Genomic DNA, 26,935 nt, shown 5'->3' on the forward strand with positions numbered 1-26,935 from the left:
TTACTTCACCCCGTGCATCATCCGCTTCAGCAGCGGCGAACAGATCAGCGCTACCACCGCGCAACCCAGGCCGATCCACATCAGCAGCCAGAACAGGTGTTCGTAACTGGCGGCGGCGCCGGCGATATCCATGGTCTGGCCTTCCGGTACCTCGATCGCGGCGAGCTTGCCGAACAGCGCCGCCAGCGTTTCAGAGAACGCGGTGGCCAGGAACCAGGTGCCCATCATCAGACTGACCACGCGCGGTGCGGCCAGCTGGGTGACCGCCGACAGGCCGACCGGCGACAGGCACATCTCGCCGATCTCCAGGATCAGGTAGGCCAGCACCAGCCACCACACACTGGCCATCTGTCCGGTCGCGCCGACGTGCTGGGCGGCCAGGGCCAAGGGCACGAACGACAGTGCGGCGAAGATCAGCCCGATTGAGGATTTGACCGGCTTGGACGGGTCCATGCGGCGACGGTCCAACCACGCCCACAGCATCGCGAACAGTGGCGCGAGTACCACCAGGAACAGGCCGCCGAGGTAAGTCAGCGAGCCGGCCGTTTGCGGAATCACCAGGCAGTCGCGGATCAGCATCACCAGCATCGCCGCGACGATGGCGATGAACAGGTTGCGGGGCGCAGACGAGCCAGGGTTCCGCTCCGACAGGCGTGCAGCCACCACGAAGCCCAACGGCGCCAGCAGCAGCGACGCGATCGACCAGGGCAGCGGGGTACCACCCTGGATCACCAGCGACGGCACCAGATCCTTGGTCAGCAGGCGATCGGTAAAGGTGACCCACGAGCCGTAGGTCTGCTCGTACAGGGTGAAGAACACCAGCGCCATGAAGATCAGCGCCATCAGCGCGATCATCTGCTGGCGCTGCACCGGCGTGCAGCGGGTACCGGTAAACCACGCGAACCAGACCAGCACGCCGCCGAGCACGACGATCATCAGCATCAGGGCCAGGCTGATTTCACCGCCGAGTGCGAACGCGCCATTGGCCGCGGCCCACATCAGGGCAGCGACGGGGATCACGCCGAGCACGGCCACCGCATAGATCAGCCACTCGCGGCGGATGCCCAGCACGCGCTGGCGCAGGGCCGGCAGATCGGACGGTTCGGCGTGGCCCTGCAGATACTTCTGGCCCCACAGGAACATGCCCAGGCCGATCACCATGCCGATGCCGGCCGCGCCGAAGCCGTACTTCCAGCCATAAGCTTCGCCGAGGAAGCCGCACACCAGCGAGGCGAACAGCGCGCCCAGATTGATGCCGGCGTAGAACAGCGAGAAGCCCGAATCGCGGCGCGGATCGTTTTCCGGGTAGAGCTTGCCGACGATGGTGGAGATGTTCGGCTTGAGGAAGCCCACGCCCATGATGATCAGGGCCAGCGAAAGGTAGGTGATGCCCAGGGCCGCGTCATCGCGCACGATCGCGCCATCGATGCGGACGGCGGCATGCCCTTCGAACGCCATGCCCAGATGCCCGAGCACCAGCAGCACGCCACCGAACACCACCGCCTTGCGCATGCCCAGCCAGCGATCGGCGAGCAGGCCGCCGAACACCGGGATGCAGTAGACCAGGCCACCGTAGGCACCGAGCAGATCCAGGCCGGCCTTGTCGCCGAACAGGTGGTACTTGGTGAGATACAGCAGCAGCAGCGCCTTCATCCCGTAGAACGAGAACCGCTCCCACATCTCGGTGAAGAAGCAGATGTAGACGCCCTTGGGATGGCCGAGGAAGTCGTCGGTAGCGGTGGAGGTAGCGGAGGCGGGCAGGGCGGCTGCGGTCATCGAGGGATCGGGCAGGGCGGACAAGGGGGCGAGTATAGGCCCGGGGCGAAGGGTCAGCCGTGCCGGGTCTGGCCGCTCCGCTGTCGTAGTGCCGGCCGCCGGCCGGCAGCCTCAGCAGCCCGGCATCGCTCGCTTACAGATAGCGAAGCCAGGCCAGATCCCGCCGCCGTGCCTTGAACCGGGCGAATGCCCGTGTCGGCCAATACAGCGCCAGTGCCAGCACGGCGGTGATCACCCACAGGCTCGCCACGTGGTCCACCGCGAAGTAGCTGCCGTGGGTCTGGCCCCAGCGTGCGTCGGCCAGCACGTACAGCAGCTTCAGCACATACAGGTGCAGCAGGTAGAAGAACATCGGTGCCGCGCCGATGTCGGCCAATGGCGCCAGCGCCCGGGCCACGCGCGGCTGTTCGTACAGGCGCAGCACCAGCAGGCCGATGCCCAGGGTCAACAGCAGGAACAGCAGCGAGGGCGGGTACTTGGTCACGTTGAAGACGCTCATCAGCGTGCTGCCCAGCGTGGCAAAGGACTGCCACGGGCTGTCGCCGTAGACGTTGACCGCCCGCAGCGCCACGAAGGCCAGCAGCGCACCAGCACCGGCCATCCACAGGCGGCGCTGACGCAGCAGCGTGTCACCACCGCGCGCGAACCACGGGCCGATCACCCAGCCCAGCGCGATGACGCCGATCCACGGCAGCACCGGATACGAGGTGCGCAGGCGCAGCCCATCGGTCACGGCGATCCAGTCGCGCTGGTGCAGCACCTTCCACAGCACGGCCAGCACCCCGTCGCCCTGCACGCGGACGCCATCGAGCAGGTTGTGCCCGGCGATCACGGCCAGCGCCAGCACCGCCAGTGCGCCGCGTGGCAGCCACAACAGCCCGGCCAGCGCGATCATGCTGATGCCGATCGCCCAGATCACCTGCAGGTACATCACGCTGGGCGGGAACTGCAGCGTCCACGCGAAGTTGACCACCAGCAGCTCCAGCACCACCAGGAACAGGCCGCGCTTGAGCAGGAAAGCCGACGCGGCCCGGCGCCCATCCGGCTTGCCACTGGCGTACAACCAGGCCGACAGGCCGGTCAGCAGCACGAACACCGGGGCACACAGATGCGCCAGCAGCCGGCTGACGAACAGCGCCGGCTCGACCTGGTCCACCACCATGGGGTCGCCGACCTGCTGGTGCATGTAGAAGGTTTCGCGCACGTGGTCGAGCAGCATCAGCACAATGACGGTGCCGCGCAGCTGGTCGATGGAGGTCAGGCGGGAGGTGGGGGAATGCGTCACAGCAGCGCCGGTTGCTCGGTGCGATAGGATATAACATAACTAAAGTGGATGGGCCCGGCCTTGGACGTTGCCGAGTCCGGCGTGTCGCAGCGGCGGCGGCCCGCGTAGGTCAACAGGGGCCTCGATCAGGTGGTGCGGGGTTGCCGGCCGGCGGCCGGCACTACTGGACTTGCCCGTACATGAACGCTAGCGTGGCAGGGATTTTTTGCCAGCAGGGGCTTCCATGAACAACGACGCTGCGCCACGCCAGCTCACTTTCCGCGCGGTGGTGCTTGCCATCGTGCTGGCGGTGATTCTGTCGGCCGCCAACGCCTACCTCGGTCTGTTCGCAGGCCTGACCATCGCCACCGCGATTCCCGCGGCCGTCATCTCCATGGGCGTGCTGCGCCTGCTCGGCGGTGGCACCATCCTGGAAAACAACATCGTCCAGACCGGTGCTTCGGCCGGCTCGTCGATCGCCGCCGGCGTGATCTTCACCATCCCCGCGCTGGTGATCATGGGGTACTGGCCGGACTTCAAGTACTGGTGGGTGCTGGGCATCGCCGGTCTGGGTGGCCTGCTGGGCGTGCTGTTCTCGGTGCCGCTGCGCCGTTCGATGATCGTCGAAGATCCGCTGCCGTTCCCGGAAGGCAAGGCGGCCGCCGAAGTGCTCAAGGCCGGTGAAAACCCCGGCCCGGGCCTGAAGATCCTGGCTGTGTCGGCGGTGATCGGCGCCTTCGTGAAGCTGGCCGCCGAAAGCGGCCTGCGCCTGATTCCGGATGCCTGGGCCACCTCGGCCTACGTGGGCAGCTCGAAGATCACCGCCTTCATCGGCACCAACCTGTCCCCGGCGCTGCTGGGTGTGGGCTACATCGTCGGCCTGAATGTCGGCATCGTGGTGGTGTCCGGCTCGATCCTGACCTGGCATATCGCCATTCCGCTGTACCAGTCGTTCTTCATGAACACCGATCCGGCCCTGGCCGCCTCGATCGCCACGGCCACCTCCACCGAGGCGGCGTTCGCCATCTGGGGCGCGAAGATGCGTTACCTGGGTGTGGGCGCGATGCTGATCGGCGGCGTCTGGACCCTGATCTCGCTGCGCAAGTCGCTGCTCAATGGCGTCAAGAGTGGCTTTGCCGCGGCCCGCAAGAGCGGTGGCCCGGCGCTGGCGCACACCGAGCGCGACCTGCCGATGAAGTGGATGCTGGTGGCCCTGGTGGTGTTCACCCTGCCGCTGCTGGCGCTGTACCAGGCCATCGTGGGCCAGTGGCACGTCTCGATCCCGATGACGCTCATCATGATCGTCGCCGGCTTCCTGTTCGTCTCGGTGTCGGCCTACCTGGCCGGCCTGATCGGCTCCTCCAACAACCCGGTCTCGGGCATCACCATCTCCACCATCCTGTTCGCCTCGGCGGTGCTGGTGGTGCTGCTCGGCGCCGACGGTCTGAAGCCGGTGGGCGTTGGCGGGGCACCGCTGGGTGCGGTGGCCGCGATCATGATCGGTGCGGTGGTGTGCTGCGCGGCCGCGGTCGGCGGTGACAACCTGCAGGATCTCAAGGCCGGCTACATCGTCGGCGCCACCCCGTGGAAGCAGCAGCTGATGCTGGGCATCGGTGCGTTCTCGTGTGCGCTGATCATGGCCCCGGTGCTGAACCTGCTGGCGACCGCGTATGGCATCGGCGTGAAGTCCGAGCTGCATCCCAATGCGCTGGCCGCACCGCAGGCCAACCTCATGGCCTCCGTGGCCAAGGGCCTGTTCGGCGGCGAGCTGCCGTGGACCTTCATTGGCATCGGTGCCGTGGTCGGCGCGGCGATCATTGCCTTCGACAACTGGTTGAAGTCGCGCAACGCCCGCTTCCGCGTGCCGGTGCTGGCCGCCGCGATCGGCATCTATCTGCCGCTGGAGCTGATGGTGCCGATCTTCCTGGGCGGTCTGATCGCCTATCTGGTGGAGCGCTTCCACAAGATCCGCGCCGATGACGAAGAAGGCCGCGACCGCGTGCACAAGCCGGGCGTGCTGTTCGCTGCCGGCCTGATCACCGGTGAAGCCCTGATGGGTATCGCGATCGCAGTGCCGATCGTGATCAGCAGCCGCGCCGACGTGCTGGCGCTGCCGTTCCACCTGCCGGGCGCGCAGTGGATCGGGCTGGCCGTGCTGTTCCTGGTTGGTTGGCTGATCTACCGCACCGGCAAGCGCGCGGTGGGTTCGGTCTAACCAGCGACCCCGGTGTGCGTCACGACAAACCCCGCTCCGGCGGGGTTTGTCGTTTCTGGAGCGCCCAGGGCACGGCATGACCGATGGCCTTTGCATGGGCCACCCCTCGGCCCTACCATCGGCGTTTTGCCGTTCCGCGGAGACCCCGATGAAACTTCGTTACGCCCTGCTGCCGTTGTGCCTGCTGACCGCGATGCCCTCGCTGGCGGCCACGCGTGGCCTGGATGTGCGCGACATGATCGCGCTGGATCGGGTCTCCAGCCCGCTGCTCACCGCCGATGGCGGCAACGTGATCTTCGCCAAGCGCGTGGTCGGTACCGACAGCAAGGCCAGCACCGGCCTGTACATCCGCAACCTGCGCACGCGTGACCTGGCCCCGCCCAAGCCGCTGACTCCGGCCGGTTGGAACGTCAATTCCGCAGCGCTGTCGGCCGATGGCCAGACGGTGTACTTCCTGAGCGCCAAGAACGGCAGCCAGCAGCTCTACGCGCAGCCGACCACCGGCGGCACGCCGCGCCAGCTGACCGACTTCCCCGTCGATGTGGACAGCTTCCACGTCTCCCCGCAGGGCGACCGCGTGGCCTTCAGCAGCGGCGTGTTCCAGGACTGCGGTTCGGACCTGGCGTGCACCAGCAAGAAGCTGGACGCGCACAAGGCGCGCAAGAACACCGGTGAGGTGTTCGATAACCTGTTCGTGCGCCATTGGGATACCTGGGCCGATGGCCGCCGCAATACGCTGTTCGTGGCGCCGCTGCCGGCAGGCAAGGCCGCCGCGGTGAAGGGTGCTTCGGCGATCAGCGCGACGCTGGCCGGCGATGCGCCGTCCAAGCCGTTCGGCGGCAATGACGACTTCACCTGGTCGCCGGATGGCAAGAGCGTGGTCGCCGCGATCCGCGTGGCCGGCAAGCAGGAGCCGTGGTCGACCAATTTCGATCTGTACCGTCTGGATGCCGAGGGCAAGCAGGCCCCGGTCAACCTGACCGCGGCCAACCCGGCCTGGGATGCCGGCCCGGTGTTCAGCGCCGACGGCAAGACCCTGTACTACCGCGCCATGAAGCGCCCGGGCTTCGAAGCGGATCGCTTCGGCCTGATGGCCATGGACGTGGCCACCGGCAAGACCCGCGAGATCGCACCCAAGTGGGATCGTTCGGCCGGCGAGATCGTGCTGTCCGGTGACGGCACGCTGATCTACACCAGCGCCGACGACATGGGCGAGCACCGCCTGTTCGGCGTCGATATCGCCACCGGCACCGCCGAAGTGGTCGCCGACGGCGGCAGCATCGGCTCGCCGGTGATCGCCGGCACCACCCTGGCGTATACGAAGAACAGTCTGAAGAGCGGCGATCAGATCATCGTGGCCGCCTTCGACGGCGCCAACCCGCGTGAGATCACCCCGAGCGCCGGTGAAATGCTGCCCGACGTCGCCTTCGGCGATTACGAGCAGTTCCAGTTCAAGGGCTGGAACAACGAGACCGTGCACGGTTACGTGGTCAAGCCGTACAACTACCAGGAAGGCAAGAGCTACCCGGTCGCGTTCCTGATCCACGGTGGCCCGCAGGGCAGCTTCGGCAACGGCTGGAGCTACCGCTGGAATCCGCAGACCTACGCCGGCCAGGGCTACGCGGTGGTCATGATCGACTTCCACGGCTCCACTGGCTACGGCCAGGCCTTCACCGATGCGATCAGCCAGCACTGGGGCGACCGCCCGCTCGAAGATCTGCAGAAGGGCTGGGCCGCGGCACAGAAGCAGTACCCGTTCCTCAACGGCGACAAGGCGTGTGCCCTGGGCGCCAGCTATGGCGGCTTCATGGTCAACTGGATCGCCGGCAACTGGAACGAGCCGTGGAAGTGCCTGGTCAACCATGACGGCGTGTTCGATCAGCGCATGATGGGCTACGCCACCGAAGAGCTGTGGTTCACCGAGTGGGAGCAGGGTGGCACGCCGTACGAGAAGGCCGCCAACTACGAGAAGTTCAACCCGGTCAACCACGTGGCCGACTGGAAGAAGCCGATCCTGATCGTGCACGGCCAGCTCGACTACCGCATTCCGGTGGAGCAGGGCCTGGCCGCGTTCACTGCTGCGCAGCGCCAGGGCATCGAGTCGAAGTTCCTGTACTTCCCGGATGAGAACCACTGGGTGCTCAAGCCGCAGAACAGCGTGCAGTGGCACGACACCGTCAACGGCTGGTTGAAGCAGCACATCGGCGAATAAGCCGGTTTGAGGCGCCGCCCCGAGGGGCGGCGCTTTTACATCGGTAGTGCCGGCCGCCGGTCGGCATCTGCACCGCGCTTTCAGTATTCATGAGGTTGCCGGCCCGCAGCCGGCACGACCCAGGCACCCCATCCCCGTGAAAGCACCCGCCCTGATCCAGAACGACATCGTCGTCTTCGGCCTGATCGCCGCCACCCTTGGTGCCGTGTTCTGGACCGCCTCGCGCGAGCAGGGGCTGTGGAAGCGCTTCTACACCTACGTGCCCGCGTTGCTGCTCTGCTACATGATTCCCGGTGTGTACAACACGGTCGGTCTGATCGACGGCCAGAACACACAGCTCTACAACCCGGTCGCCCGTGACATCCTGCTGCCCGCTGCCCTGGTGCTGCTCACCCTGGCCGTGGACATCAAAGGCATCCTGCGGCTGGGCCCGAAACTGATCGTGATGTACCTGGGCGCCTCGCTCAGCATCATGATCGGCGCGGTGGTCGCGTTCCAGTTGATGAAGTGGCTGCATCCGGCAACCGTCGCCGGCGATACCTGGGCGGGTATGGCCGCACTCGCGGGAAGCTGGATCGGTGGCGGCGCCAACATGCTGGCCATGCGCGAAGTGTTCGATGTCAACGCGACCACCTTCGGGCAGTTCGCGGTGGTCGATGTCGGCGTGGGATATGTGTGGATGGCCGTGCTGATCTTCATGGCCGGGCGCGCGGCGAAGATCGATGCGCGCAGCGGCGCCGACACCTCGGGCATCGACCAACTCAAGTTGCGCATCGAGGCCTTCCAGGCCAAGCATGAGCGTGTGGCCAGCCTGACCGACCTGATGCTGATCGTCGCCGTTGCCTTCGGCGTGGTGGGCCTGTCGCATGCGATCGCCGGGCCGGTCTCGGCATGGTTCAAGGGCCATGTCGCCTGGGCCTCGCAGTTCAGTCTGGACGCGCCGTTCGTGTGGGTCGTGGTGATCTCCACCACCTGCGGCCTGGCGCTGAGCTTCACTCGTGCGCGCAACCTGGAAGGCGCCGGTGCTTCCAAGCTCGGCTCGCTGCTGCTGTACTTCCTGATTGCCTGCATCGGCATGCAGATGGACCTGCTCGCGTTGCTGGACCGCCCGTGGCTGTTCGCGCTGGGGCTGATCTGGATCGCGGTGCACATCGTGCTGCTGTGGGCGCTGGCACGCGCGCTGAAGGTGCCGTTCTTCTACTTCGCGATCGGCTCGCAGTCCAACATCGGCGGGCCGGCCTCCGCGCCCGTGGTCGCAGCGGCGTTCCATCCCTCGCTGGCGCCGGTCGGCGTGCTGCTGGGCACGATGGGCTACGCGACGGGCACGTATCTGGCGTACATCGTGGGCATTACACTCCGCGCGATGGCAGGGCAGGGCTGATCCGGGCAATGTCGGCCCTTGGCCGGCAACCAGGCGATGCGTCAGGTGTCCAGGAGGTTGCCGGCCAGCGGCCGGCACTACCGGAAATCAGGAAGCCCGGGAGTTACCGCACGTGCAGATTTACGCGGTAAGAAGGCCGCGTTCGACCAGCCAGGCTTTTGCATCTTCCGCATCCTGCTCGAACCACGCCCTCGTCGACCCCAACCGATACGTATACCCCCACGCATCCATGTCGGCCATCAACTGCGCGCTGCCCACACCAAGCAATCTGCCGGCCAGCACGATCTGCAGGTAACAGGTGGCGTCTTCTTCGGGCACCGAATCGGTGGCATCGGTATGCACCAGCGCACGCCGCTCCGGCGGCAGCACGATCAGGTGGCAGGCTTCGTGCAGCATCGAGTGCACGGGGGTGTCATCGCGGACATATACGTCGCTGCCGATGATGCCGGCTTCGGGTTCACCCCAATAGCTGCCCGGAATCGGCGCGCCGTCGGCCACACGATGCAGGTGCAGATCGTGGGTGGCGAGCAGGGCGAGGGCATCGTCGAAACGGATATCGCCGACACAGGTGACCTGCGGTTCGGCGGTGGGGGCAGCGTCGTTCATGGGTTACCGCTCAACCGCCCCTTCCAACGCGGAAGGGGCGATGTCGATCAGGGCTGCTGCGGGCCTTCCGGCAAGGCGACGGAGATATCGAGCACATCGTGCTCCCCGTCCTTGACCAGATCGACCTTGACCGCATCAGCGTCGATGTTGACGTACTTCTTGATCACTTCCAGCAGCTCGCGCTGCAGCAGGGGCAGGTAGTCCGGGCCGCCGCGGTGGCTGCGTTCCTGCGCGATGATGATCTGCAGGCGGTTCTTGGCCGTTTCGGCAGTGGTCTTCTTTCGGTTCAGGAAATCGAACAGTCCCATGCTTACCCTCCGAACAGCTTGCTGAAGAAGCCTTTCTTCTCCACGGTGGTGAAGCGCATCGGACGCTCTTCGCCAAGGATGCGGCCCACCGCATCTTCGTATGCCTGGCCCGCCGCCGATTCGGGGTCCAGAATGACCGGCTCACCCTTGTTGGACGCATTGAGCACGTCGCCCGATTCGGGCACCACGCCAATGGCCTTCAGGCCCAACACTTCTTCCACGTCGGTGATGCTGAGCATCTCGCCACTTTCCACCCGTACCGGGCTGTAGCGCGTGAGCAGCAGGAAAGCCGGCACGTTCTTGCCGGATTCGGCCTTGTGGGTCTTCGAATCGAGCAGACCGATGATGCGGTCCGAGTCGCGCACCGAGGACACTTCCGGGTTCACCACCACGACCGCACGGTCGGCGTAGTACATCGCCAGGAACGCACCCTTCTCGATGCCGGCCGGGGAGTCGCAGATGACGTATTCGAAGCCGTCGGCGATGAGGTCGTCGAGCACCTTGCGCACGCCTTCCTGGGTCAGCGCATCCTTGTCGCGGGTCTGCGAGGCAGCCAGCACGTACAGGTTGTCGAAGCGCTTGTCCTTGATCAGGGCCTGCTTGAGGGTCGCTTCGCCGTGCACGACATTGACGAAGTCGTACACCACGCGGCGCTCGCAGCCCATGATCAGGTCCAGGTTGCGCAGGCCGACGTCGAAGTCGATCACCGCCACCTTTTTGCCACGACGTGCCAACCCGCAGGCCAGGCTGGCGCTGCTGGTGGTCTTGCCGACGCCGCCCTTGCCGGAGGTGACTACGATGATTTCAGCCAAAGGATTTCTCCTGATTCTTCTGTTTGGGGGCTGCGTCAGTCCAGCGCAGCGATCTTGATCTGGTCCTGTTCCAGCCACACCTGCACGGCCTTGCCGCGCAGGGAGTCCGGGACATCGTCCAGTACCTTGTAATGGCCGGCGATGGCGACCAGTTCAGCGTGGAATTCACGGCAGAAAATGCGCGCCGTGGTGTTGCCTTGGGCACCTGCCAGGGCACGGCCCCGCAGCGTACCGTAGATGTGGATGCTGCCGTCGGCGATCACTTCGGCGCCCGCGCCGACGGTGGCCATGACGGTCAGGTCGCAGTTTTCCGCATACAGCTGCTGGCCCGAGCGGACGTTGGCGGTCTGCATGCGGCCCGGCTTGGGCGCGCCACCGGTGGCCACAGCGCTGGGCGCCGGCGCCGCAGGCACGGCAGCGGCGGCACGCGCACGGCGCGGCGGCGGTTCGGCGACCGGCAGGGGCGCAGGGGCCGGCTCGGCCTCGGCGCGCTCGTACTGGGCGCGGAACTTGGCCAGCAGCGGCAAGCCGAGCTGCTGGGACAGCAGGTCGGTTTCGGTGGTGCCGTAGGCCAGCGCCACCGGCAGCACGCCGGCCTTGCGCAGGCCGTCCAGCAGCGCCTTGGCGGTGGCCACGTCCGGGATCCTGCTGAGTCCGCCGAAATCCAGGATGACCGCGGCACGCCCGAACAGCTTGGGGGCACGCGCGACACGTTCCTGCATTTCACGGGTGAGGCGGTCGACGTCGAGGGTGCGGATACGCAGATTGGCGATGCCCACCTGGCCGATCTTCAGCTCACCGGCCTGTTCAAAATCCATGTTCGCTGCCACCGATCAGGTCCCCGTCTGCTGCTGGACGCGCAGCGGCTCGCGGCGATGGCCCACCCAGGGCACATCCGGCAACTGGTCGCCGTAGGTGTCGTGCACCCACTGGTAACTGCACAGGTCCTTGAGCAGCATGCTGGCGCGCACGTCAACGTGGGCCATGGTGTTCTGCCCGACTTCGCGGAAGCCGAAGCTGCCGTGGAAGAGCAGGGCGGCATCGGCGCCGTGGTCCAGGAACACTTCGCAGGTCAGCTGCGGGTAGCGCAGCTCGGCGTAGCTCTGCGCATCGGCATAGAACGCACGGCCGACGCCACCGCCGCGACGGCGGCTGGCGACCACGATGCGGTCGATATAGAAGAATTTGCTGCCCAGCTGCTGCTTGAACCAGGCGAAGTTGCTGCTGTCGTGCTGGCTGTCGCTGCCGAAGCCGATCAGGAAACCGGCCAGGTTGCCGTCGCGCTCGGCGACGCGGAAATACTCAGCGCTTTCATAGAACAGACGCAGGCGGGCGGCATCCAACGGCAGGATGGCCAGGCCGGCATTGTTGTTCAGGGCCAGGACGGAATCGAGCTCGTGCTCGCGCACGTCGCGGATGACAATCGACATTGTGACTCCGTGGGGTAACGCGGTTGGCCCATCGAGGGGCCGTTCGGTCCGATTATTGCATGGGTGGCCTTCCCCCGCGAGCCGACAGGCATGACTTCTGTGGGAGTGCAGGGGCACGGGTTCAGCCTACTATGCGTCCATGTTGGTATACCTCAGCCACACTCGAGTACTGCGACTGGCCGGCCTGTTCACCTGGGTCATGGTCGGACTCCCTCTGGTCTACTCACAGTACGAAGCGCTGCTGCGGCGCGGCGGTGGCGTCGATGCCTGGGCGCTGTGGCTGTTCGCTGCGTACCTGGCCTTCGGTGCGGGCTATTTCTGGCTGACGCGCGGGCTGCGCAACGGCGGCCACTCGCGCTGGTACGACCGCGTCATGCTGGTGCTGCTCACCGCCTCGGCGCTGGGCGTGAGCTACCTGAGCGGGTCCGGGCTGGGCAGCATCCTGATGATGGTCGCTGCCGGCGTCATTCCGTGGATGCTCCCCGTGCGCGGTGGCGTGATCTGGCTGCTGCTGAGTCAGCTGGCGGTGCTTCCGGTCTACTACCTGATCCTGAATTTCTCGCTGTTCGAGGCGGTGATGCAGTCGCTGCTGTACGGCGGCTTCTCCATGTTCATCTTCGTGACCAGCTTGGTTGCACGGCAGCAGACCGATGCCCGGGAAGAACAGCGACGGCTCAATACCGAGCTGCGCGCCACCCGCGTGCTGCTGGCCGAGAGCGCCCGGGTCAACGAGCGCACCCGCATCTCCCGCGAGCTGCACGACCTGCTGGGCCACCACCTGACCGCGCTCAGCCTCAACCTGGAGGTGGCAGGCCACATCACCGAGGGCCAGGCCCAGGAACATGTGCATCAGGCCCATACCCTGGCCAAGCTGCTGTTGACCGACGTGCGCGAGGCGGTCAGCCAGCTGCGCGACAGTGGTGCCATCGATCTGGCCGCAGCCCTGCGCCCGCTGACCGAGCAGGTGCCCTCGCTGGACATCCACCTGGACATCGACGAGCCGCTGAGCGTGGAGGACCCCGAACGGGCCCACGTGCTGCTGCGCTGCACTCAGGAAATCATCACCAATGCGGTACGGCACGCCGGCGCGCGCAACCTGTGGATCAAGGTCCGGCGCGAGCCGCCGGGCGTCGTGGTGCTGGAGGCGCATGATGATGGGGTCGGCGCGGACGGCATCGTGGTCGGCAACGGATTGCGCGGGATGCGCGAGCGGCTGCAACAATGCGGTGGTGAGCTGCAGATCGAAACCCGCCGGGGTCAGGGCTTCCGCCTGCGCGCCTCGGTACCCGGCGTGCCAGTATTGATGCTGTCCGCTGTCATTGAAGGAGTGCGTTGATGATTCGCGTCTGCCTGGTCGACGACCAAACCCTGGTGCGGCAGGGGATCCGCTCGCTGCTGGCACTCGATGACGGCATCGAGGTGGTCGCCGAGGCCGCCGATGGCCGCCAGGCAGTCGAGGTGGTTCCGCAGGTCCGCCCGGACGTGGTCCTGATGGACATGCGCATGCCGGTGATGTCCGGGCTGGAGGCACTGCAGATGCTGTCGCGTCTGAACCAGCTGCCGCCGACCATCATCCTGACTACCTTCGATGACGACCAGCTGGTGCTGGCCGGGCTGAAGGCTGGGGCGAAGGGCTACCTGCTCAAGGACGTGACCCTGGACCAGCTCGTGGGTGCGATCCGCACCGTGGCCGATGGCGGGTCGCTGGTGCAGCCGGCGGTCACCCAGCGGCTGCTCTCCGGCCTGGAGCACATGCGCAACGAGTTTGTGAGCCTGGACCGGCCGGACCCGTTGACCGACCGCGAGACCGAGATCCTGCGCCTGATGGCCAGCGGCTTCTCCAACAAGGAGATCGCCAATTCATTGGGCGTAGCCGAGGGCACGATCAAGAACCATGTGTCCAACATCCTGTCCAAGCTGGGGGTGCGCGACCGCACCCGGGCGGTGCTCAAGGCCTTCGAACTGCAGCTGGTGTGAGCCCGCGCGCCCGGCGGCGGCCCTCGGACGGCCACGGGTTCACAGGTAATTTCTGAATCCTTCGAAACCCTTGCAGCGCAAGCGATGCAAGGGAATTTTCGGCCCTGGCGGCCGAATCCGGCAAAGAAATATTGCCCATACGCTACGTGCTGACACGCGCGATGCGTTATCTTTCCGCTCCTTGTCTATGCAAAACCGCTGCCGACATGGAAACCGGTGTGCCAACCCTGATCAACAACACCGGCGAAGCCTGCTAGGATTGGCGCTTCGCTTCAATCAACCCGGCCGTGGGATCGGCCCCGGAGACTCCTGAATGACCCGTATTATCGAGTTCCTGATCGCCTTGGGGATCGTGGCTGGCCTGTTCGTCATCATTGGCGTATGTCTGCCGGGCGAGCGCCATATTTCCGAAAGCATCGAGACCAACCGCAAGATGACGATCGTGTACGACACGGTCAACAGCCTGCGCCGCTTCAAGGACTGGAACCCGCTCTTGCTGCGCGATCCCGCCGTTGAACTGAAGCACTCCGGCCCGGCTGCCGGTGTCGGCGCACGCCTGGAATACTCCTCCAAGGAAGGTTCCTTGGGCCAGGGTAGCTGGGTGATCACCGAGTCCGAGCAGAACAAGCACGTTGCCATCGCCATCGAGGACCAGACCAAGGGCCACGACAAGGTGACCAACTTCACCCTGGAGCCGACCGGCAAGGGTGGCCGCAACGTCAAGATCACGCAGGACTACAGCGTCAAGTACGGGTTCAACCTGTTCGGTCGCTACGCTGGCCTGTACGTCAGCCGTCACGCGGGTGACGACCTGAAGCTGGGTCTGTCGCGCATGGCCAACATGCTGGCCACCGTGCCGAACGTGGACTACCGCACTGCCGAAGCCCCGCTGACCGATCTGGCCATCGTGGACGTCCCGGCCGAGGACCTGCTGGTCGTCACCGCCGGCAACGTGGACCGCGGCCAGGAGACCATCACCAAGTCCATCAAGGACAACCAGGAGTGGATCAAGCGCGTCATGGAGGCCAACAACCTCGAAGCCGCCGGTCCGTTCCGCATCATCACCACCGATTTCGGCGCCGAGAAGTACGCCTTCGACGTGGCCCAGCCGGTCAAGAAGAAGGGTGCCGAGGCCGCGACGGCCGAAGCCCTGACGGTGAAGATCGACGATGGCGCACCGGTCAAGTACGTGCATGTGGCTCCGCATCGTTCGGCCCACGCGGCCTACACCGGCCACATGGCCGGCCTGGACATCGCCCGTAACGCACTGCGTGCGTGGTCGGTGACCGGCGGCAACGAAGTGATCGATCGTCCGTACGAGTCCTGGAAGGACGGCGTGGACAAGTCGTTCACTCCGGAAGGCACGTACGACATCTACTGGGCCGTCAAGTAATCCGACGGTTGCCGTGATGTAACGCACGACCTGAAACGCGCCGCTTCCTGCGGCGCGTTTTTTTTTGGCTCCGGCCACGGGGCACTGTCTGAAGGACGCAAGCATGCTCAACCTGGAACGACGCACGCGCAAACCCTCCCTGCTGGCCGGCCTGGGCGGCCTGCTCGCGGCCACGGCGGTGGGCCTGTCGGCTTACGCCTCCCATGGCATCGCCGACCCGCTGGCGCAGTCGCATGTGACCACCGCGGCGCTGTACGCGTTCGGGCACGGTGTGGCCTTGGCCGTCCTTGGTCCGACCCAGCAGAACACGCTGGGCCGGCTGGCCCTGTACGTCCTGCTGATCGGCACGCTGCTGTTCTCCGGCAGCCTGGTGGCGGGCGCGCTGTGGAAGCTCAGCACCCAGCTGGCACCGATCGGCGGCACGGCCCTGATGGTGGGGTGGCTGGCCTACGGGCTGAACGCGCTGAAGCGCTGACATGCCCCGTTACCGCCGTGGCTTCGATGTCGATCAGGCGCATGACTGGCTGAGCCGACGCGACCGGCGGCTGGGCACGTGGATGAAGCGGCTTGGCCCCATCCAGGCGCAGCCGGGCTGGGCCAAGACCTTCGACCCGGTCGATGCGCTGGCACGGGCGATCCTGTTCCAGCAGCTCAGCGGCAAGGCCGCCTCGACCATTGTCGGGCGGGTGGAAACCGCGATCGGGAGCAGCCGGCTGCATGCCGATACGCTGTCGCTCATCGACGATGCGGCGCTGCGGGTGTGCGGCGTCTCGGGCAACAAGGCGCTGGCCCTGCGCGACCTGGCGCGCCGCGAGGCGGCCGGCGAGATTCCCGACCTGCGCCGGATGTCGGTGATGGACCACGGCGCGATCATCGACGCCCTGGTGCCGATCCGCGGCATCGGCCGCTGGACGGTGGAAATGATGCTGATGTTCCGGCTCGGCCGCCCGGATATCCTGCCGGTGGACGACCTCGGTGTCCGCAAGGGCGCGCAGCGCGTGGACAAGGCCGAGCGGATGCCGACCCCGAAGGAACTGCTCGCCCGCGGCGAGAAATGGGGCCCGTTCCGGACCTACGCCAGCCTGTACCTGTGGCGGATCGCCGATTTCATGGTGGATCCGAAGGCTGAGACCAACCGCTCGCAGGGGTGAGGCCTACGCGGCTGGCGGCCTCGGCGCGAAGATGGGGTCGTCACTGATGCGTGCCCGTGGCGGCTGGCGCTTCTGTGTGGCGAGGTGGCGGTGGTAGCGGAACGTGGCGATGGTGGCGCGGACGATGAGCACGCCGACGACGAGAATCACGGCAGTCTGGAATGGGCGGTCTACGAATCCGGGATCGTCGCGCAGCAAGCGCCCCGTAACGACGGTCACCCAGATAGCCCCTGCGAGGCAGACCACGACTCTGCTGCGCCGGTAGACACCGAAAGCCAGGGATAAGTAGATGCAACCACCAACCCCCGCGCCAACAGCATCGATGGCGAAAAACAGCGATCCGCTGCTGATCAGCCGCCAGCCGCCCAATCCGAATGCGAACAGGGCCAGTGACAAGCCCATCAGGGCAAGCTGCGTGATCGGCGCGGTGATCCGGCTGGGCACCTGTTCCCAATGGGGTGGTGAGATCGCGGTAGGGATGACCGCGCCGGCTTGATAGGGATTCTGATCGTCCATGAACATGTTCCTGCTTGCTAGCGCTGCTCAGGCCGTAGCCTGGCGCCAGCACCAATGCCACGGTTCGTAGACAATTCCGTGCGGGTTGTCGCGCGGGTAGCTCAGCTGGAAGCCAAAGCGGCCCGCATGCTCGGCCAGCCACGCGAACGCGGCCGTCGACTCAAACGATTCTTCAGCCGGCGGTTCGCCCGGCGTGCCGATGTCCAGCGCAAGGCCGCTGTGATGCTCGCTGTAACCGGGCGCGGCGTTGACCTTCAGGATGTCCTCCACACTCAGTCCGCGGCTGCGTTTGCGCGCGAAGATGCCCAGCTGATAGTCGTGGCTGCGGTAACCGGAGATCGCATCCAGCGCGATGCCATCGGCAGCGGCCCGCGCGCGCAGGCGTTGCCAGCTGCGGGCGGCGTCACGCTGCAGCCAGAGTGGCCGCCGGTAGCGGTCGAAGCCGGCCAGGTGCAGCTGAGCCGGTTCGGCTTCCAGCGCCAGACCGGTCGCGGCCTCGTAAGCATCGGCACCAATCCCGAGGGTTTCGAGGCGATGCTGCAGTCCACTCAGGGGCAGCACCGCATCGGGCGCGCTGCCACGGCGGCGATCCAGCAGCTGGCGGTCCAGCGCATCCAGTGCCTCCTCGATGCCCGGCTCGCGCATCAGGCGCGGTACCAGCGGCAACATGCCGTGCGCGGTGGCCACGGCGAGGTAGCGCCCATCGCGTTTGCGCCGCAGGACCCACCGCGCACGGGCCAGCGCGCGTGCGTCGGCGGAGCTGCGCGCACGCAGCAGGCCGCCGGGCCACAGTTCGATCTCGGCGGTGTTGATCAGCAGGGCAGGGGATCGGCGCATGTCACCAGCTTAGTGCGCGCGCGGCGGTCCGGCCAGCGCCTGCAGGGCATCGAGCAGTGCACGTGGGCGGTCCGGGCTGATCACCAGGGCGCTGCCATCGCGCAGCGGCACGTACAGCACGCGGCTGCTGTCGGTGATCAGGCAGAACGCCTTGCTGCGATCGGCCATGCGGTAGTGCCCGGACTGGAATCCCGGTACGCCGTAGCCGTTGGTCTTGATCGAGGGCTTGTACCGGCCATGCTCGGCGAAGTCGACGATACGCGCCTCGTCCAGCCGCATCGCGCTGACCGCCACGCGCTTGCGGTAGAAGGTCGACAACACCTCCAGGGTGTCCTCATGCAGCACGATGCGACGCCGGCTGTAGGCCCAGGTCAGTACGGCTGCCAGTACGGCCAGGAAAGGCAACGTGATCATCAGCTCGGTGTGCGAACGCTCCGGTGCGTCCAGCGCGGTGCCGACCATCAGGCCAGCGACGAGCAGTAGCGGAATCCACAGCCACAGCAGTCGCCAGACCGGCGATGGGGCAACCTCGAAGGATTGAGCTGCAGGCATCTCAATCCTCCTTCTTGAAGATCAGCAGCGCCGTATTGAGGGGCGGTGCGAAGACAAGGTTGACCAGTTCCCAGCCCAGGTTGCCATGCCGGGTCAGTTCGTCCTGTATGTCTTTGGGTTTCACAATGCCCATCATGCCCGGCTTCACTTCAACGGTCAGGTAGCTCCAGCGCCTGCTCATGATTTGCTCTCCTTGTCGGTGGTGGGCCTGGGAAGGCGTCCGGCCTTGCGCAGTGCATCACGCAGCACATACTCGATCTGCGCGTTGAGGCTGCGCAGGTCGTCGTCGGCCCAGCGCTGCGCCGCCGCCAGAACGTCGGCATTGATACGCAGCGGGTACGCTTTCTTTTCGGTCATGCGGGGGTCCTTTATCTACACCCCGTGCCGTCCCCTCGGCGCCGGGTTGCGTTGGCAGGTGCCGACCAAGGGCCGGCACGCTGGTGCATCAATACAGCGAACCGGCGTTGACCACCGGCTGGGTGCCACGGTCCGAGCACAGCACAGTCAGCAGGTTGCTCACCATGTGCGCCTTGCGCTCTTCATCGAGCTGGACCACGCCGTTCTTCTGCAGTTCGGCCAGGGCCATTTCGACCATGCCGACCGCACCAGCGACGATCCGCGTACGCGCGGCGATGACGGCGTTCGCCTGCTGGCGCTGCAGCATCGCCTGGGCGATTTCCGGCGCATAGGCGAGGTGGCTGATGCGCGCATCGATCACCTGCACGCCGGCATCGGCCAGGCGCTCGGCCAGCTCGTCCTTGAGGTGCTGGGAAATCTCCGCAGCATGGCTGCGCAGCGAGAGCTGGCCTTCTTCGTGCTGGTCATACGGATAGCTGGTCGCCATCGCGCGCAGCGCCGACTCGGACTGGATGTGCACAAAGCTCTCGTAGTCATCCACGTTGTAGACAGCCTCGGAAGCATCCACCACCTGCCACACGATCACCGCGGCGATCTCGATCGGGCTGCCGTCCAGCTCATTGACCTTGAGCTTGCCACTTTCGAAGTTGCGCACGCGCTGGCTCACCTTGACCTTGGTGAAGAACGGGTTGTTCCAGCGCAGGCCGTTCTCCTTGACGGTGCCGACGTACTTGCCGAACAGGCTGACGACCACCGCCTGGTTGGGCTGCACCGTATACAGGCCGACCAGGCTGAGCAGGGCGGTGGTGGCGAGCAGGAGGCTGCCGATGATCAGCGCCGGGTTGCGGTTGCCCTTGTCCACCCCGACCACGAACATCCACACGGCCACCGCGGTCAGAGCCAGCACCAGCAGCAGGAAGGGCAGGCCGGACAGCGAGCGGATCGACTTCTCTTTCATGGCGGGGCGTCCTTGGGTAGTTGAGTGGACGATATCAAATTGATATCAGTCCGCAAGTGCCGGGCGGGCCGGTCATGGAGGGGGCGCACCGGCTAAAATGCCCTCCCGCCCCTGTTGCCCGGAACACCGCCATGTCCACGCTCGGTACGCCGCTGTCTCCTTCCGCCACCCGTGTGCTGCTGCTGGGGTCCGGTGAACTTGGCAAGGAGGTCGCCATCGAACTGCAGCGGCTGGGCGTGGAGGTGATTGCCGCCGACCGCTATGCCGACGCGCCGGCCATGCAGGTGGCGCACCGTTCGCACGTGATCGACATGCTCGACGCCATGGCGCTGCGCGCGCTGATCGCACTGGAAAAGCCGCATCTGGTGGTGCCGGAGATCGAGGCGATCCATACCGAGACGCTGGTCCAGCTGGAACAGGAGCAGGGCCTGCGCGTGGTGCCCACTGCGCGTGCGGCACGGCTGACCATGGACCGCGAGGGCATCCGCCGGCTCGCCGCCGAGACGCTGGGCCTGCCGACCTCGCCCTACCGTTTCGTCGATACGGACGCCGAGTACCGTGCAGCCGTGGCGGCGATCGGGCTGCCGTGCGTGGTCAAGCCGGTGATGTCCTCCTCGGGCAAGGGCCAGAGCACGCTGCGCCAGGACGCGGACATCGCGCCGGCCTGGGAGTACGCGCAGACCGGTGGCCGCGCCGGCGCCGGGCGCTGCATCGTGGAGGGCTTCATCGACTTCGAATACGAGATCACCCTACTGACCGTGCGTCATGCGGGCGGGACCTCGTTCTGTGCGCCGATCGGGCACTGGCAGAAGGATGGGGATTACCGCGAGAGCTGGCAGCCGCAGCCGATGTCGCCACGTGCGCTGGCGCGGGCGGAGGAGATTTCGCAGGCGATCACCGATGAGCTGGGCGGTTGGGGGCTGTTCGGGGTCGAGTTGTTCGTGAAGGGCGATGAGGTGTGGTTCAGCGAGGTGTCGCCGCGGCCGCATGACACGGGTCTGGTAACCTTGGCATCGCAGGAGTTGAGTGAATTCGCGCTGCATGCGCGCGCCATCCTGGGGCTGCCGATTCCGGTGATCCGTCAGAGTGGTCCGTCGGCGTCGTGCGCGCTGTTGGCGCATGGCGAGGGCGTGCCGTTCTTCAGCAATGTGGCGGCGGCGCTGGTGCATCCGGATTCGGCGCTGCGTCTGTTCGGCAAGCCGAGTGTGCACGGGCATCGCCGGGTGGGGGTGACGTTGGCGCGGGGGGCGGATGTCGATGAGGCGCGGAAGATTGCGCGTGAGGCGGCTGAGGCTATTGGGATCGAGTTGCGGTCTTGAGGTGGGTTTGAGGCCCAAGCCTAAGCCGAAGGTGGCGCCTTGGTTGCTCTCGGTCTGAGGCGATCGGGCAGCCCGATGCAGGACACGCCGTAAACCCATCCCTGGGGGCTCGTAGTGCGGCATCCATGCCGCACACGGTCCTTCATCGGGCTGCCCGATCACCTCTTCGCGGAAGGTCGGGTGCGCGGTTCGAACAGCGGAGCAAACGAAAAACGGCGAGCCTTGGCTCGCCGTTTTTTCGTTGAGAGCGACGCGGGCCTTACTTCAGGTCGACCCATACGAGGTGGTGGTCGCTGCCGTCGGCGATGTTTGCTTCGGGAAGGTCTTTGGATGGCCAGAACACACCGCTGCCGATGTAGTTGAAGCCGACCGAGGGCAGGACGTAGTCCAGGCGCATGGTGCCGGATTTGGGGCCGAAGTCGCCGGTGGCGTGGAAGGGGGCGCCTTTGCGGACGATGCCCTTTTCGGCGTAGGCCAGGCTGGTCTGCTCGGCGCCGACGCTGCGTGGGGTGGGGTAGCGCAGGACGCGGGGGTTTTCGATCAGTTCGAGGATGGCCTCATGGCGGCCGTCGCCGTCGACCGGGTCGTTGTTGAGGTCGCCGAGGATGACGAAGCGTGCGTCCTGCGCGAGGCCGCCGCACTGGCCGCGGTCATCGCACAGCCACGCGGTGTCGCGGTCCTTGAGGTAGTCCTGCCACAGGCGCAGTTCGTCGTGGTTGCGGGCGGCGTTGCGCTTTTCCGGGCCGTCGAAGACCGGCGGGGTCGGGTGCGAGACCAGGGCGTGCACGGTGCCGTTCGGGGTGGTCACCGGCACGTCCCAATGCGATTTGGAGGACAGGCGCAGCTGCGACCACACGTGGTCGTTGTAGAAGGATTTCCCGGTGCGCGGGTCGATCGGGCGCAGGGCGCCCGGCATCGTGCTCCACTTCAGCAGCTGGAAGCTGCGGACCTTGGCTTCATCGATCGGGTAGCGCGACAGCACCAGCATGCCGTACTGGCCCGGGTGCAGGCCGTAGCCCCAGGCATCGTTGCCACGGGCGCGGCCTTCGCCGCCGATCTCGCCGTTGTTGTCCAGGTCCAGGCCGCTCTGCACGCCGGTGTTGACCGGGGCGAGGTAGCGATAGGCGTAGTGCAGCGGCTCACCGCCGCCCGGCTGGGCGGCTTCCAGGTAGCGCTTCTGGAACAGGTCGGCGGCGCGGTGGGCGTCGTCGTAATCGAACTCGTTGAGCAGGACCAGATCCGGGCGGACCTGCTGCAGGACGGCGGCGATCTTGCGCGCGTGTTCGCTGTCGCCTTCGAGCTCGGCGATCAGGCCGCCGGTCTCGTCGCTGTACAGGGAGGTGTTGTAGGTGGCGATCCGCAGCGGTGCGGAAGCGGGATCCGGCATGGCGGCGGTCTTGGCAGGGCTCTGTGCGCAGGCGCCGCAGAGCAGAGCCAGGACAAGGATAAGGGGATGGGCTTTCATCCGCCTATTTTGCACCCGTCACGGTGTCAGTGATGCGTCAGCGGCCGTCCAATTCGTCATCGAAGGCATGCCAGCGGCGGCCATCGTAGGCCTCCAGCGGGCGGAACCGGCGCTTGTAGTCCATCTTGCGGTGGTCGCGGATCCAGTAGCCCAGGTACAGGTGCGGCAGCTGTTCGCGCTGGGCCCAGGCGATCTGCTGCAGGATCGCGAAGGTGCCCAGCCCGCGATGGGCCTGCTCCGGGTCGAAGAAGGTGTAGACCGCCGAGAGTCCCTGCGGGGTGACATCGGTCACGGCCACCCCGAGCAGTGGGCCGCGATGGCCGTCCACTGTCGGGCCGCGCAGTTCGATGAAACGGCCCTGCGACCAGCGCCCGATCAGGAACTGGTCGAACTCGTGCGGGCCGTGTTCGTCCATGCCGCCCTGCGCGTGGCGATGGGTCAGGTAACGGTGATACAGCGCGAACTGCTCTTCGGTCTGTTCGGCGGCAACGATGCGCACTTCCAGATCCGCATTGCGGGCCAGGCAGCGGCGCTGGCTGCGGTCCGGTGCGAAGCGGGCCACGGGGATGCGCACGGCCACGCAGGCGTGGCAGTCGGCGCAGTGCGGGCGGTAGACCAGATCGCCGGAGCGGCGGAAGCCCCAGCCCAGTGCCATCGGGTACAGCGTGCCCAGGCGCGGATCGTTGGGATCGAGCACCAGATCGCGCGCGGCCCGCTCCGGCCAGTAGCCACAGGGGTGGTCGCCGGTCTGGAACAGTCGCAGCTCGTCGTCGCGGTCGCCGTGTATTGCCATGCCTACAGCATAGCCCCGTGCCGTCGCAGCCGCCGCGACTGTCTGCCACATGAACATGGCCGGCCGGGCTGTCAACGCCTCCCGCGTCCACGCGTTGTTACCGGTGTGGGTGCCACGCACCGCACGCAGTTTCCCTTACGAACCGGAGTTACCCATGCGCAACCGCAAATCCCTCCTGCTGCTGGCCCTGCTGCTGTCCACCGGTGCTGCCGGCCTGGCGGTCGCCGCCGATACCCCCGCCGCCGCCGACAAGCCTGCCCGCGCCAAGCTGGACACCAATGGCGACGGCTTCATCGACCGCACCGAAGCGGCCAAGTCGCCGCGTCTGGCTGCGCAGTTCGACACGCTGGATGCCAACAAGGACGGCAAGCTGTCCCGTGAGGAACTGCCGCGCTGGCACGGCAAGCGCCATGGCCGTGGCCCGGGTGGGCATGGCGACTGGATGACCAAGCTGGACACCAACAAGGACGGCCGCATCAGCCGCGAGGAGGCCAAGGCCGACCCGCGCCTGGCCGCGCGCTTCGATGAGATGGACGTCAACAAGGATGGCTATCTGGACAAGGCCGACCGCGAGCTGCGCATGAAGCAGCATCGTGATGCCTGGTTTGCCGCGGCCGATACCAACAAGGATGGCCAGCTGAGCAAGGCCGAGTTCGATGCTGCCAAGGGGCCGTTCGGTGGCCCGCGTGGCGATCATCGCGATGGCAAGCATCGCGACGGCAAGCCGCCGATGCCGCCGAAGGCACCGGCCGCGAAGTAAGCGGTACGCAGGCATTGCACAACGAAAGCGCCGGTCATCGACCGGCGCTTTTCTGCGTCAGATGCGGCCGTTCTTGTACATCGCCCAGACGATGGTGCCGACCACCAGCAGATTCATGACCCACAGTGCTTTGGGGCCGTACAACGACTGATATTTCCAGTTCGCCCCGGTGCGCCCGTGGCGGGCTGCATCGCGTGCGACCATCGGCGCCATGATCCGCTGCAGCGGAACCATGCACTGATAGTTGACGACACCCAGCCCGATCGCCAGCGCCACGACTGGCCAGTACCAGACAAGGGGCAGCAGGCCCAGCGCGAACACGCCCATGCAGACCAGCATCGCAGTGAAGGTGCTGTAGTGGACGAACCTGCGGATGGCGGCGCGCTCGCTTTCGTTCTCGGCATACGAGAGCAGATAACGGCCGCCCAGGTAGCTGCCCAGCACGCCGCCGACCATGCTGCCGATGATCGCGCCCCAGGCGAGATCCGGCGGCAACACGTTTGTCTGGCTGGCCGCGGCCGTCAATGACCCCATTGCGGCACCGCCGGAGACACTGGCACCACCCAGACCGAGCTTGCCGGTGCCCAGCCCAGTGCCCAGCAGGATTGCAGCACTGGCCGTGCCCGGGGAGGCGACCAGCACCATCGAGACGACGGTCGTGGCAAATGCCGCGCTCGGCGCGCTGCTGCGTGCGAAATCACCGAAGCGACGCAGCATCTCCTCGCGCACGGTGGCGCGGGCACGCGACAGGCGCTTGCGCACCGCGGCATCACTGAGGCCAAGCAGATCGGCGACCTGCTGCGAGCTCTGGCCTTCGCGGTAATAAAGCAGCAGGGTTTCGCGACTGTCTTCCGGCAGCGCCGAGATGATGTCTTCGGCGGCCAGTTCTTCTTCCACCCGCTGCAGATGATCGGGCGCACTCGGGCTGGGATCGGCCGCCATGTTGATCGCGATCTCCGCCGCTTCGCCGGAGAGCGGCCGGCCACGGTTGGCACGCAGCCAGTCACGGGCGAGGTTGCGGGTGATCTGGCGCAGCCAGGGCAGGAAGCTGGCGTGGTTGTGCAGCTGATTGAGCTGCTGCCAGGCCTTGATGAAAGCTTCCTGTGCGATGTCCTCGCTGGCGTGCACGTCACGGGTGATCGCCAGCGCGATCGCAGTGACCGTGTTCTGGCAGGCCAGCACGATGCGCCCGTAGGACCGCTGGCAGCCGCCCGCAGCTGCGGGCAGCTCGCGATCAAGCGTAGTGGTCAGCGGATGCGTCATGGCACGTTCCCCGGCGGTGATCCGAGTATGACGATGCCTCAACCGGAATGTGACCGGGTAGCCGGCCAGCGGCCGGCACTATCCATTACTCGGTGGGCTGGATCCGGACCCGCACTTCCTCTTCTTCCGGTGGGGTGGCCGCCGGTGCGGCCGGCGACGCGGCCGGCTGTACCGCCGGGGCCGTCGCTGGCGCCACGGTGGGGGCGCCGCGGTGGCGCATGACCACCACCATCGCCACGGCGGCAATCACCAGCAGCAGGCCGATGCGGATGCGCCAGGCCCAGTTGCGCGGTGCATCGTTCTGGGCGACCTCATCGCGGAACGCGAACTGCGCGGTCGGGTGATCGCGCCGGGTGGTTTCCAGCAGGCGCGCATCGCGCAGGATCTCGCGGGCGCGCGGCTGGTCGTCGGCGTGCACCACCCACAGGGTCGGGTGTGTGGTGGCCTTTTCCTTGTCCAGATAGCTGAACTGGCTGCCGCGCTTGCTGTGGTACGAGCGCCCGTTGGTGATGCGCACTTCGATGCCGGCGTCGCGCAGCAGCTGGGCCACGCCTTCCACGGTCTCGACGCGCTGACTGTTGAAAATCTGTCTCATGTCAGTCCTTGGCCGGCACGGCGGCGGCTGCGGCACTGTCATCGACCACGCGGATCAGGCCTTCCTGCGCGGTGCTGGCGACCAGGATGCCGTTGCGGGTGAAGAACTGGCCACGCGCCAGGCCGCGCGAATCCTGCGCGCTGGGGCTGTCCAGCGAGTACAGCAGCCAGTCGTCTGCGCGGAACGGGCGGTGGAACCAGATCGCATGGTCCAGCGAGGCCATCTGCACATGCGGCTGGTAGTAGCTGATGCCGTGCGGGAAGGTCGCGGTGCCGAGCAGGTGGAAATCCGAGGCGTAGGCGAGCAGCGCCTGATGCAGCTCGGGCGCATCGCCGACGGTCTCGTTCAGGCGCAGCCAGACCTGGTGGTACGGCGGGCGCTTGGGAGGATTGAGTTCGTCACGCGGGTACACATGGCGGAACTCGAACGGGCCGCCGCGTGAGAGCCAGCGCTGCACCTTGATCGGCAGGCGATCCAGGACGGCCTGCGGCAACGGCTGGTTCGGCTCGATGTCTTCGGGCTGCGGCACTTCCGGCATCTTGTGCTGGTGTTCGGCGCCCGTCTCGGCCTGCTGGAACGAAGCGGCGCAGAAGAAGATCACTTTGCCGTGCTGGATCGCGGTGACCCGGCGCACGGAGAAGCTGCCGCCATCGCGGGTGCGATCCACGTCATAGACGATGGGATGGTCGATGTTACCGGCGCGCAGGAAGTAGGCGTGCAGCGAATGCACGTGACGGCCGTTCTCGACCGTCTTCTGGGCGGCCGACAGCGCCTGGCCCAGCACCTGGCCGCCAAAGACGTACTTGGTGCCGATATCGCGGCTCTGGCCGCGGAACAGATTGTCTTCCAGGCGTTCGAGCGAGAGCAGGTCGATCAGCTCGGAAACGACGGGTTCGTGCGTGGCGGACAAAGGCAGCAACCTGGGTTGGACTCCCGCCGATTATACGGGGTCCGGTAGTGCCGGCCGCTGGCCGGCTCCGCGTCGTGTCCAGGCG

28 protein-coding genes are annotated in these 26,935 nt (G+C 66.5%); 10 read left to right on the plus strand and 18 right to left on the minus strand.

Annotation, left to right across the window (positions count from 1 at the left end):
- Together ABE464_RS15380 and ABE464_RS15385 are read right to left on the minus strand one after the other, a co-directional pair.
- Positions 1–1,776: an oligopeptide:H+ symporter gene (locus tag ABE464_RS15380; protein ID WP_346472695.1), complete on the minus strand. Its 1,776-nt coding sequence runs from the start codon at positions 1,774–1,776 to the stop codon at positions 1–3.
- 133 nt (positions 1,777–1,909) lie between these two features.
- Positions 1,910–3,061: a heparan-alpha-glucosaminide N-acetyltransferase domain-containing protein gene (locus tag ABE464_RS15385; protein WP_346472671.1), complete on the minus strand. Its 1,152-nt coding sequence runs from the start codon at positions 3,059–3,061 to the stop codon at positions 1,910–1,912.
- Positions 3,062–3,284: 223 nt separating this feature from the next.
- Here ABE464_RS15385 and ABE464_RS15390 point away from each other — a divergent pair, with 223 nt between their 5' ends.
- From ABE464_RS15390 to ABE464_RS15400, 3 genes are all read left to right on the plus strand, one after another.
- A complete protein-coding gene (locus tag ABE464_RS15390) occupies positions 3,285–5,255 on the plus strand; it encodes an oligopeptide transporter, OPT family (protein ID WP_346472672.1) in 1,971 nt (656 codons plus the stop codon).
- Positions 5,256–5,403: 148 nt separating this feature from the next.
- Positions 5,404–7,467 (plus strand): S9 family peptidase, encoded by a 2,064-nt coding sequence (locus ABE464_RS15395; RefSeq protein WP_346472673.1) that lies wholly within the window; start codon positions 5,404–5,406, stop codon positions 7,465–7,467.
- A 136-nt stretch (positions 7,468–7,603) separates the two neighbouring features.
- Entirely contained in the window at positions 7,604–8,848 is a 1,245-nt protein-coding gene (locus ABE464_RS15400; protein ID WP_346472674.1) for a DUF819 family protein, read from the plus strand.
- Between the two features lie 120 nt (positions 8,849–8,968).
- Here the strand turns inward: ABE464_RS15400 and ABE464_RS15405 are convergent, their stop codons facing one another.
- From ABE464_RS15405 to ABE464_RS15425, 5 genes are read right to left on the minus strand one after another with little or no spacing between them, the layout of a single operon-like run.
- A complete protein-coding gene (locus ABE464_RS15405; protein ID WP_346472675.1) occupies positions 8,969–9,454 on the minus strand; it encodes a hypothetical protein in 486 nt (161 codons plus the stop codon).
- A 47-nt stretch (positions 9,455–9,501) separates the two neighbouring features.
- Entirely contained in the window at positions 9,502–9,762 is a 261-nt protein-coding gene (minE, locus tag ABE464_RS15410; RefSeq protein WP_017355894.1) for a cell division topological specificity factor MinE, read from the minus strand.
- A 2-nt stretch (positions 9,763–9,764) separates the two neighbouring features.
- Complete coding sequence (minD, locus tag ABE464_RS15415) at positions 9,765–10,574, minus strand: septum site-determining protein MinD (protein WP_088432112.1); 810 nt, start codon at positions 10,572–10,574, stop codon at positions 9,765–9,767.
- A 35-nt stretch (positions 10,575–10,609) separates the two neighbouring features.
- Complete coding sequence (gene minC / locus ABE464_RS15420) at positions 10,610–11,392, minus strand: septum site-determining protein MinC (protein ID WP_346472676.1); 783 nt, start codon at positions 11,390–11,392, stop codon at positions 10,610–10,612.
- Positions 11,393–11,407: 15 nt separating this feature from the next.
- Positions 11,408–12,004 carry a GNAT family N-acetyltransferase gene (locus ABE464_RS15425; RefSeq protein WP_123728644.1) on the minus strand — a complete coding sequence of 199 codons (597 nt, stop codon included), beginning with the start codon at positions 12,002–12,004 and terminating at the stop codon, positions 11,408–11,410.
- A 139-nt stretch (positions 12,005–12,143) separates the two neighbouring features.
- Between ABE464_RS15425 and ABE464_RS15430 the strand changes: the two genes are divergently transcribed.
- The 5 genes from ABE464_RS15430 to ABE464_RS15450 all read left to right on the plus strand — a co-directional run bounded on the left by ABE464_RS15430 (position 12,144) and on the right by ABE464_RS15450 (position 16,525).
- The gene (locus ABE464_RS15430) at positions 12,144–13,340 is read left to right on the plus strand and encodes a sensor histidine kinase (RefSeq protein ID WP_346472677.1); all 1,197 of its coding nucleotides are present in this window, start codon (positions 12,144–12,146) and stop codon (positions 13,338–13,340) included.
- Positions 13,340–13,981: a response regulator transcription factor gene (locus ABE464_RS15435; RefSeq protein ID WP_019184539.1), complete on the plus strand. Its 642-nt coding sequence runs from the start codon at positions 13,340–13,342 to the stop codon at positions 13,979–13,981. The genes ABE464_RS15430 and ABE464_RS15435 overlap by 1 nt, the downstream gene beginning before the upstream one ends.
- A 313-nt stretch (positions 13,982–14,294) precedes the next feature.
- The gene (locus tag ABE464_RS15440) at positions 14,295–15,374 is read left to right on the plus strand and encodes an SRPBCC family protein (protein ID WP_346472678.1); all 1,080 of its coding nucleotides are present in this window, start codon (positions 14,295–14,297) and stop codon (positions 15,372–15,374) included.
- 103 nt (positions 15,375–15,477) lie between these two features.
- The gene (locus ABE464_RS15445) at positions 15,478–15,849 is read left to right on the plus strand and encodes a DUF423 domain-containing protein (protein ID WP_259261348.1); all 372 of its coding nucleotides are present in this window, start codon (positions 15,478–15,480) and stop codon (positions 15,847–15,849) included.
- Position 15,850: 1 nt separating this feature from the next.
- Positions 15,851–16,525 (plus strand): DNA-3-methyladenine glycosylase, encoded by a 675-nt coding sequence (locus ABE464_RS15450; protein WP_346472679.1) that lies wholly within the window; start codon positions 15,851–15,853, stop codon positions 16,523–16,525.
- A 3-nt stretch (positions 16,526–16,528) separates the two neighbouring features.
- Here the strand turns inward: ABE464_RS15450 and ABE464_RS15455 are convergent, their stop codons facing one another.
- The 6 genes from ABE464_RS15455 to ABE464_RS15480 all read right to left on the minus strand — a co-directional run bounded on the left by ABE464_RS15455 (position 16,529) and on the right by ABE464_RS15480 (position 19,745).
- Complete coding sequence (locus tag ABE464_RS15455) at positions 16,529–17,041, minus strand: hypothetical protein (protein WP_346472680.1); 513 nt, start codon at positions 17,039–17,041, stop codon at positions 16,529–16,531.
- Positions 17,042–17,068: 27 nt separating this feature from the next.
- Positions 17,069–17,878: a M15 family metallopeptidase gene (locus tag ABE464_RS15460; RefSeq protein ID WP_346472681.1), complete on the minus strand. Its 810-nt coding sequence runs from the start codon at positions 17,876–17,878 to the stop codon at positions 17,069–17,071.
- Between the two features lie 9 nt (positions 17,879–17,887).
- Positions 17,888–18,430 carry a PH domain-containing protein gene (locus ABE464_RS15465; RefSeq protein ID WP_346472682.1) on the minus strand — a complete coding sequence of 181 codons (543 nt, stop codon included), beginning with the start codon at positions 18,428–18,430 and terminating at the stop codon, positions 17,888–17,890.
- Position 18,431: 1 nt separating this feature from the next.
- Positions 18,432–18,611 carry a DUF4177 domain-containing protein gene (locus tag ABE464_RS15470; protein WP_123728652.1) on the minus strand — a complete coding sequence of 60 codons (180 nt, stop codon included), beginning with the start codon at positions 18,609–18,611 and terminating at the stop codon, positions 18,432–18,434.
- Positions 18,608–18,787, minus strand: a complete 180-nt coding sequence (locus tag ABE464_RS15475) for an Arc family DNA binding domain-containing protein (RefSeq protein ID WP_266084918.1) — start codon at positions 18,785–18,787, stop codon at positions 18,608–18,610. Before ABE464_RS15475 ends, ABE464_RS15470 begins: the two co-directional genes overlap by 4 nt.
- Positions 18,788–18,875: 88 nt before the next feature.
- Positions 18,876–19,745, minus strand: coding sequence for an SPFH domain-containing protein (locus tag ABE464_RS15480; RefSeq protein ID WP_346468885.1), 870 nt, complete (start codon positions 19,743–19,745; stop codon positions 18,876–18,878).
- Positions 19,746–19,876: 131 nt separating this feature from the next.
- Here ABE464_RS15480 and purT point away from each other — a divergent pair, with 131 nt between their 5' ends.
- Positions 19,877–21,064, plus strand: a complete 1,188-nt coding sequence (gene purT / locus ABE464_RS15485; protein ID WP_346472683.1) for a formate-dependent phosphoribosylglycinamide formyltransferase — start codon at positions 19,877–19,879, stop codon at positions 21,062–21,064.
- 259 nt (positions 21,065–21,323) lie between these two features.
- Here the strand turns inward: purT and ABE464_RS15490 are convergent, their stop codons facing one another.
- Together ABE464_RS15490 and ABE464_RS15495 are read right to left on the minus strand one after the other, a co-directional pair.
- On the minus strand, positions 21,324–22,529 hold the full coding sequence (locus tag ABE464_RS15490; RefSeq protein ID WP_346472684.1) for an endonuclease/exonuclease/phosphatase family protein: 1,206 nt from the start codon (positions 22,527–22,529) through the stop codon (positions 21,324–21,326).
- Between the two features lie 37 nt (positions 22,530–22,566).
- Complete coding sequence (locus tag ABE464_RS15495; protein ID WP_346472685.1) at positions 22,567–23,322, minus strand: arginyltransferase; 756 nt, start codon at positions 23,320–23,322, stop codon at positions 22,567–22,569.
- A 154-nt stretch (positions 23,323–23,476) separates the two neighbouring features.
- Here ABE464_RS15495 and ABE464_RS15500 point away from each other — a divergent pair, with 154 nt between their 5' ends.
- Entirely contained in the window at positions 23,477–24,082 is a 606-nt protein-coding gene (locus tag ABE464_RS15500; protein WP_346472686.1) for an EF-hand domain-containing protein, read from the plus strand.
- Between the two features lie 57 nt (positions 24,083–24,139).
- On the opposite strand, the gene ABE464_RS15505 is transcribed toward ABE464_RS15500, so the two are convergent.
- From ABE464_RS15505 to tesB, 3 genes are all read right to left on the minus strand, one after another.
- Positions 24,140–25,345 carry a sigma-70 family RNA polymerase sigma factor gene (locus ABE464_RS15505; protein ID WP_346472687.1) on the minus strand — a complete coding sequence of 402 codons (1,206 nt, stop codon included), beginning with the start codon at positions 25,343–25,345 and terminating at the stop codon, positions 24,140–24,142.
- Positions 25,346–25,430: 85 nt separating this feature from the next.
- Entirely contained in the window at positions 25,431–25,940 is a 510-nt protein-coding gene (locus ABE464_RS15510; RefSeq protein ID WP_346472688.1) for a DUF2007 domain-containing protein, read from the minus strand.
- 1 nt (position 25,941) lies between these two features.
- Positions 25,942–26,850 (minus strand): acyl-CoA thioesterase II, encoded by a 909-nt coding sequence (gene tesB / locus ABE464_RS15515; protein WP_088432131.1) that lies wholly within the window; start codon positions 26,848–26,850, stop codon positions 25,942–25,944.
- Between the last annotated feature and the right edge of the window lie 85 nt (positions 26,851–26,935).

The sequence above is a fragment of the Stenotrophomonas sp. TWI587 genome, from assembly GCF_039674145.1.
GTDB classification, from domain to species: Bacteria; Pseudomonadota; Gammaproteobacteria; order Xanthomonadales; family Xanthomonadaceae; genus Stenotrophomonas; species Stenotrophomonas maltophilia_AY.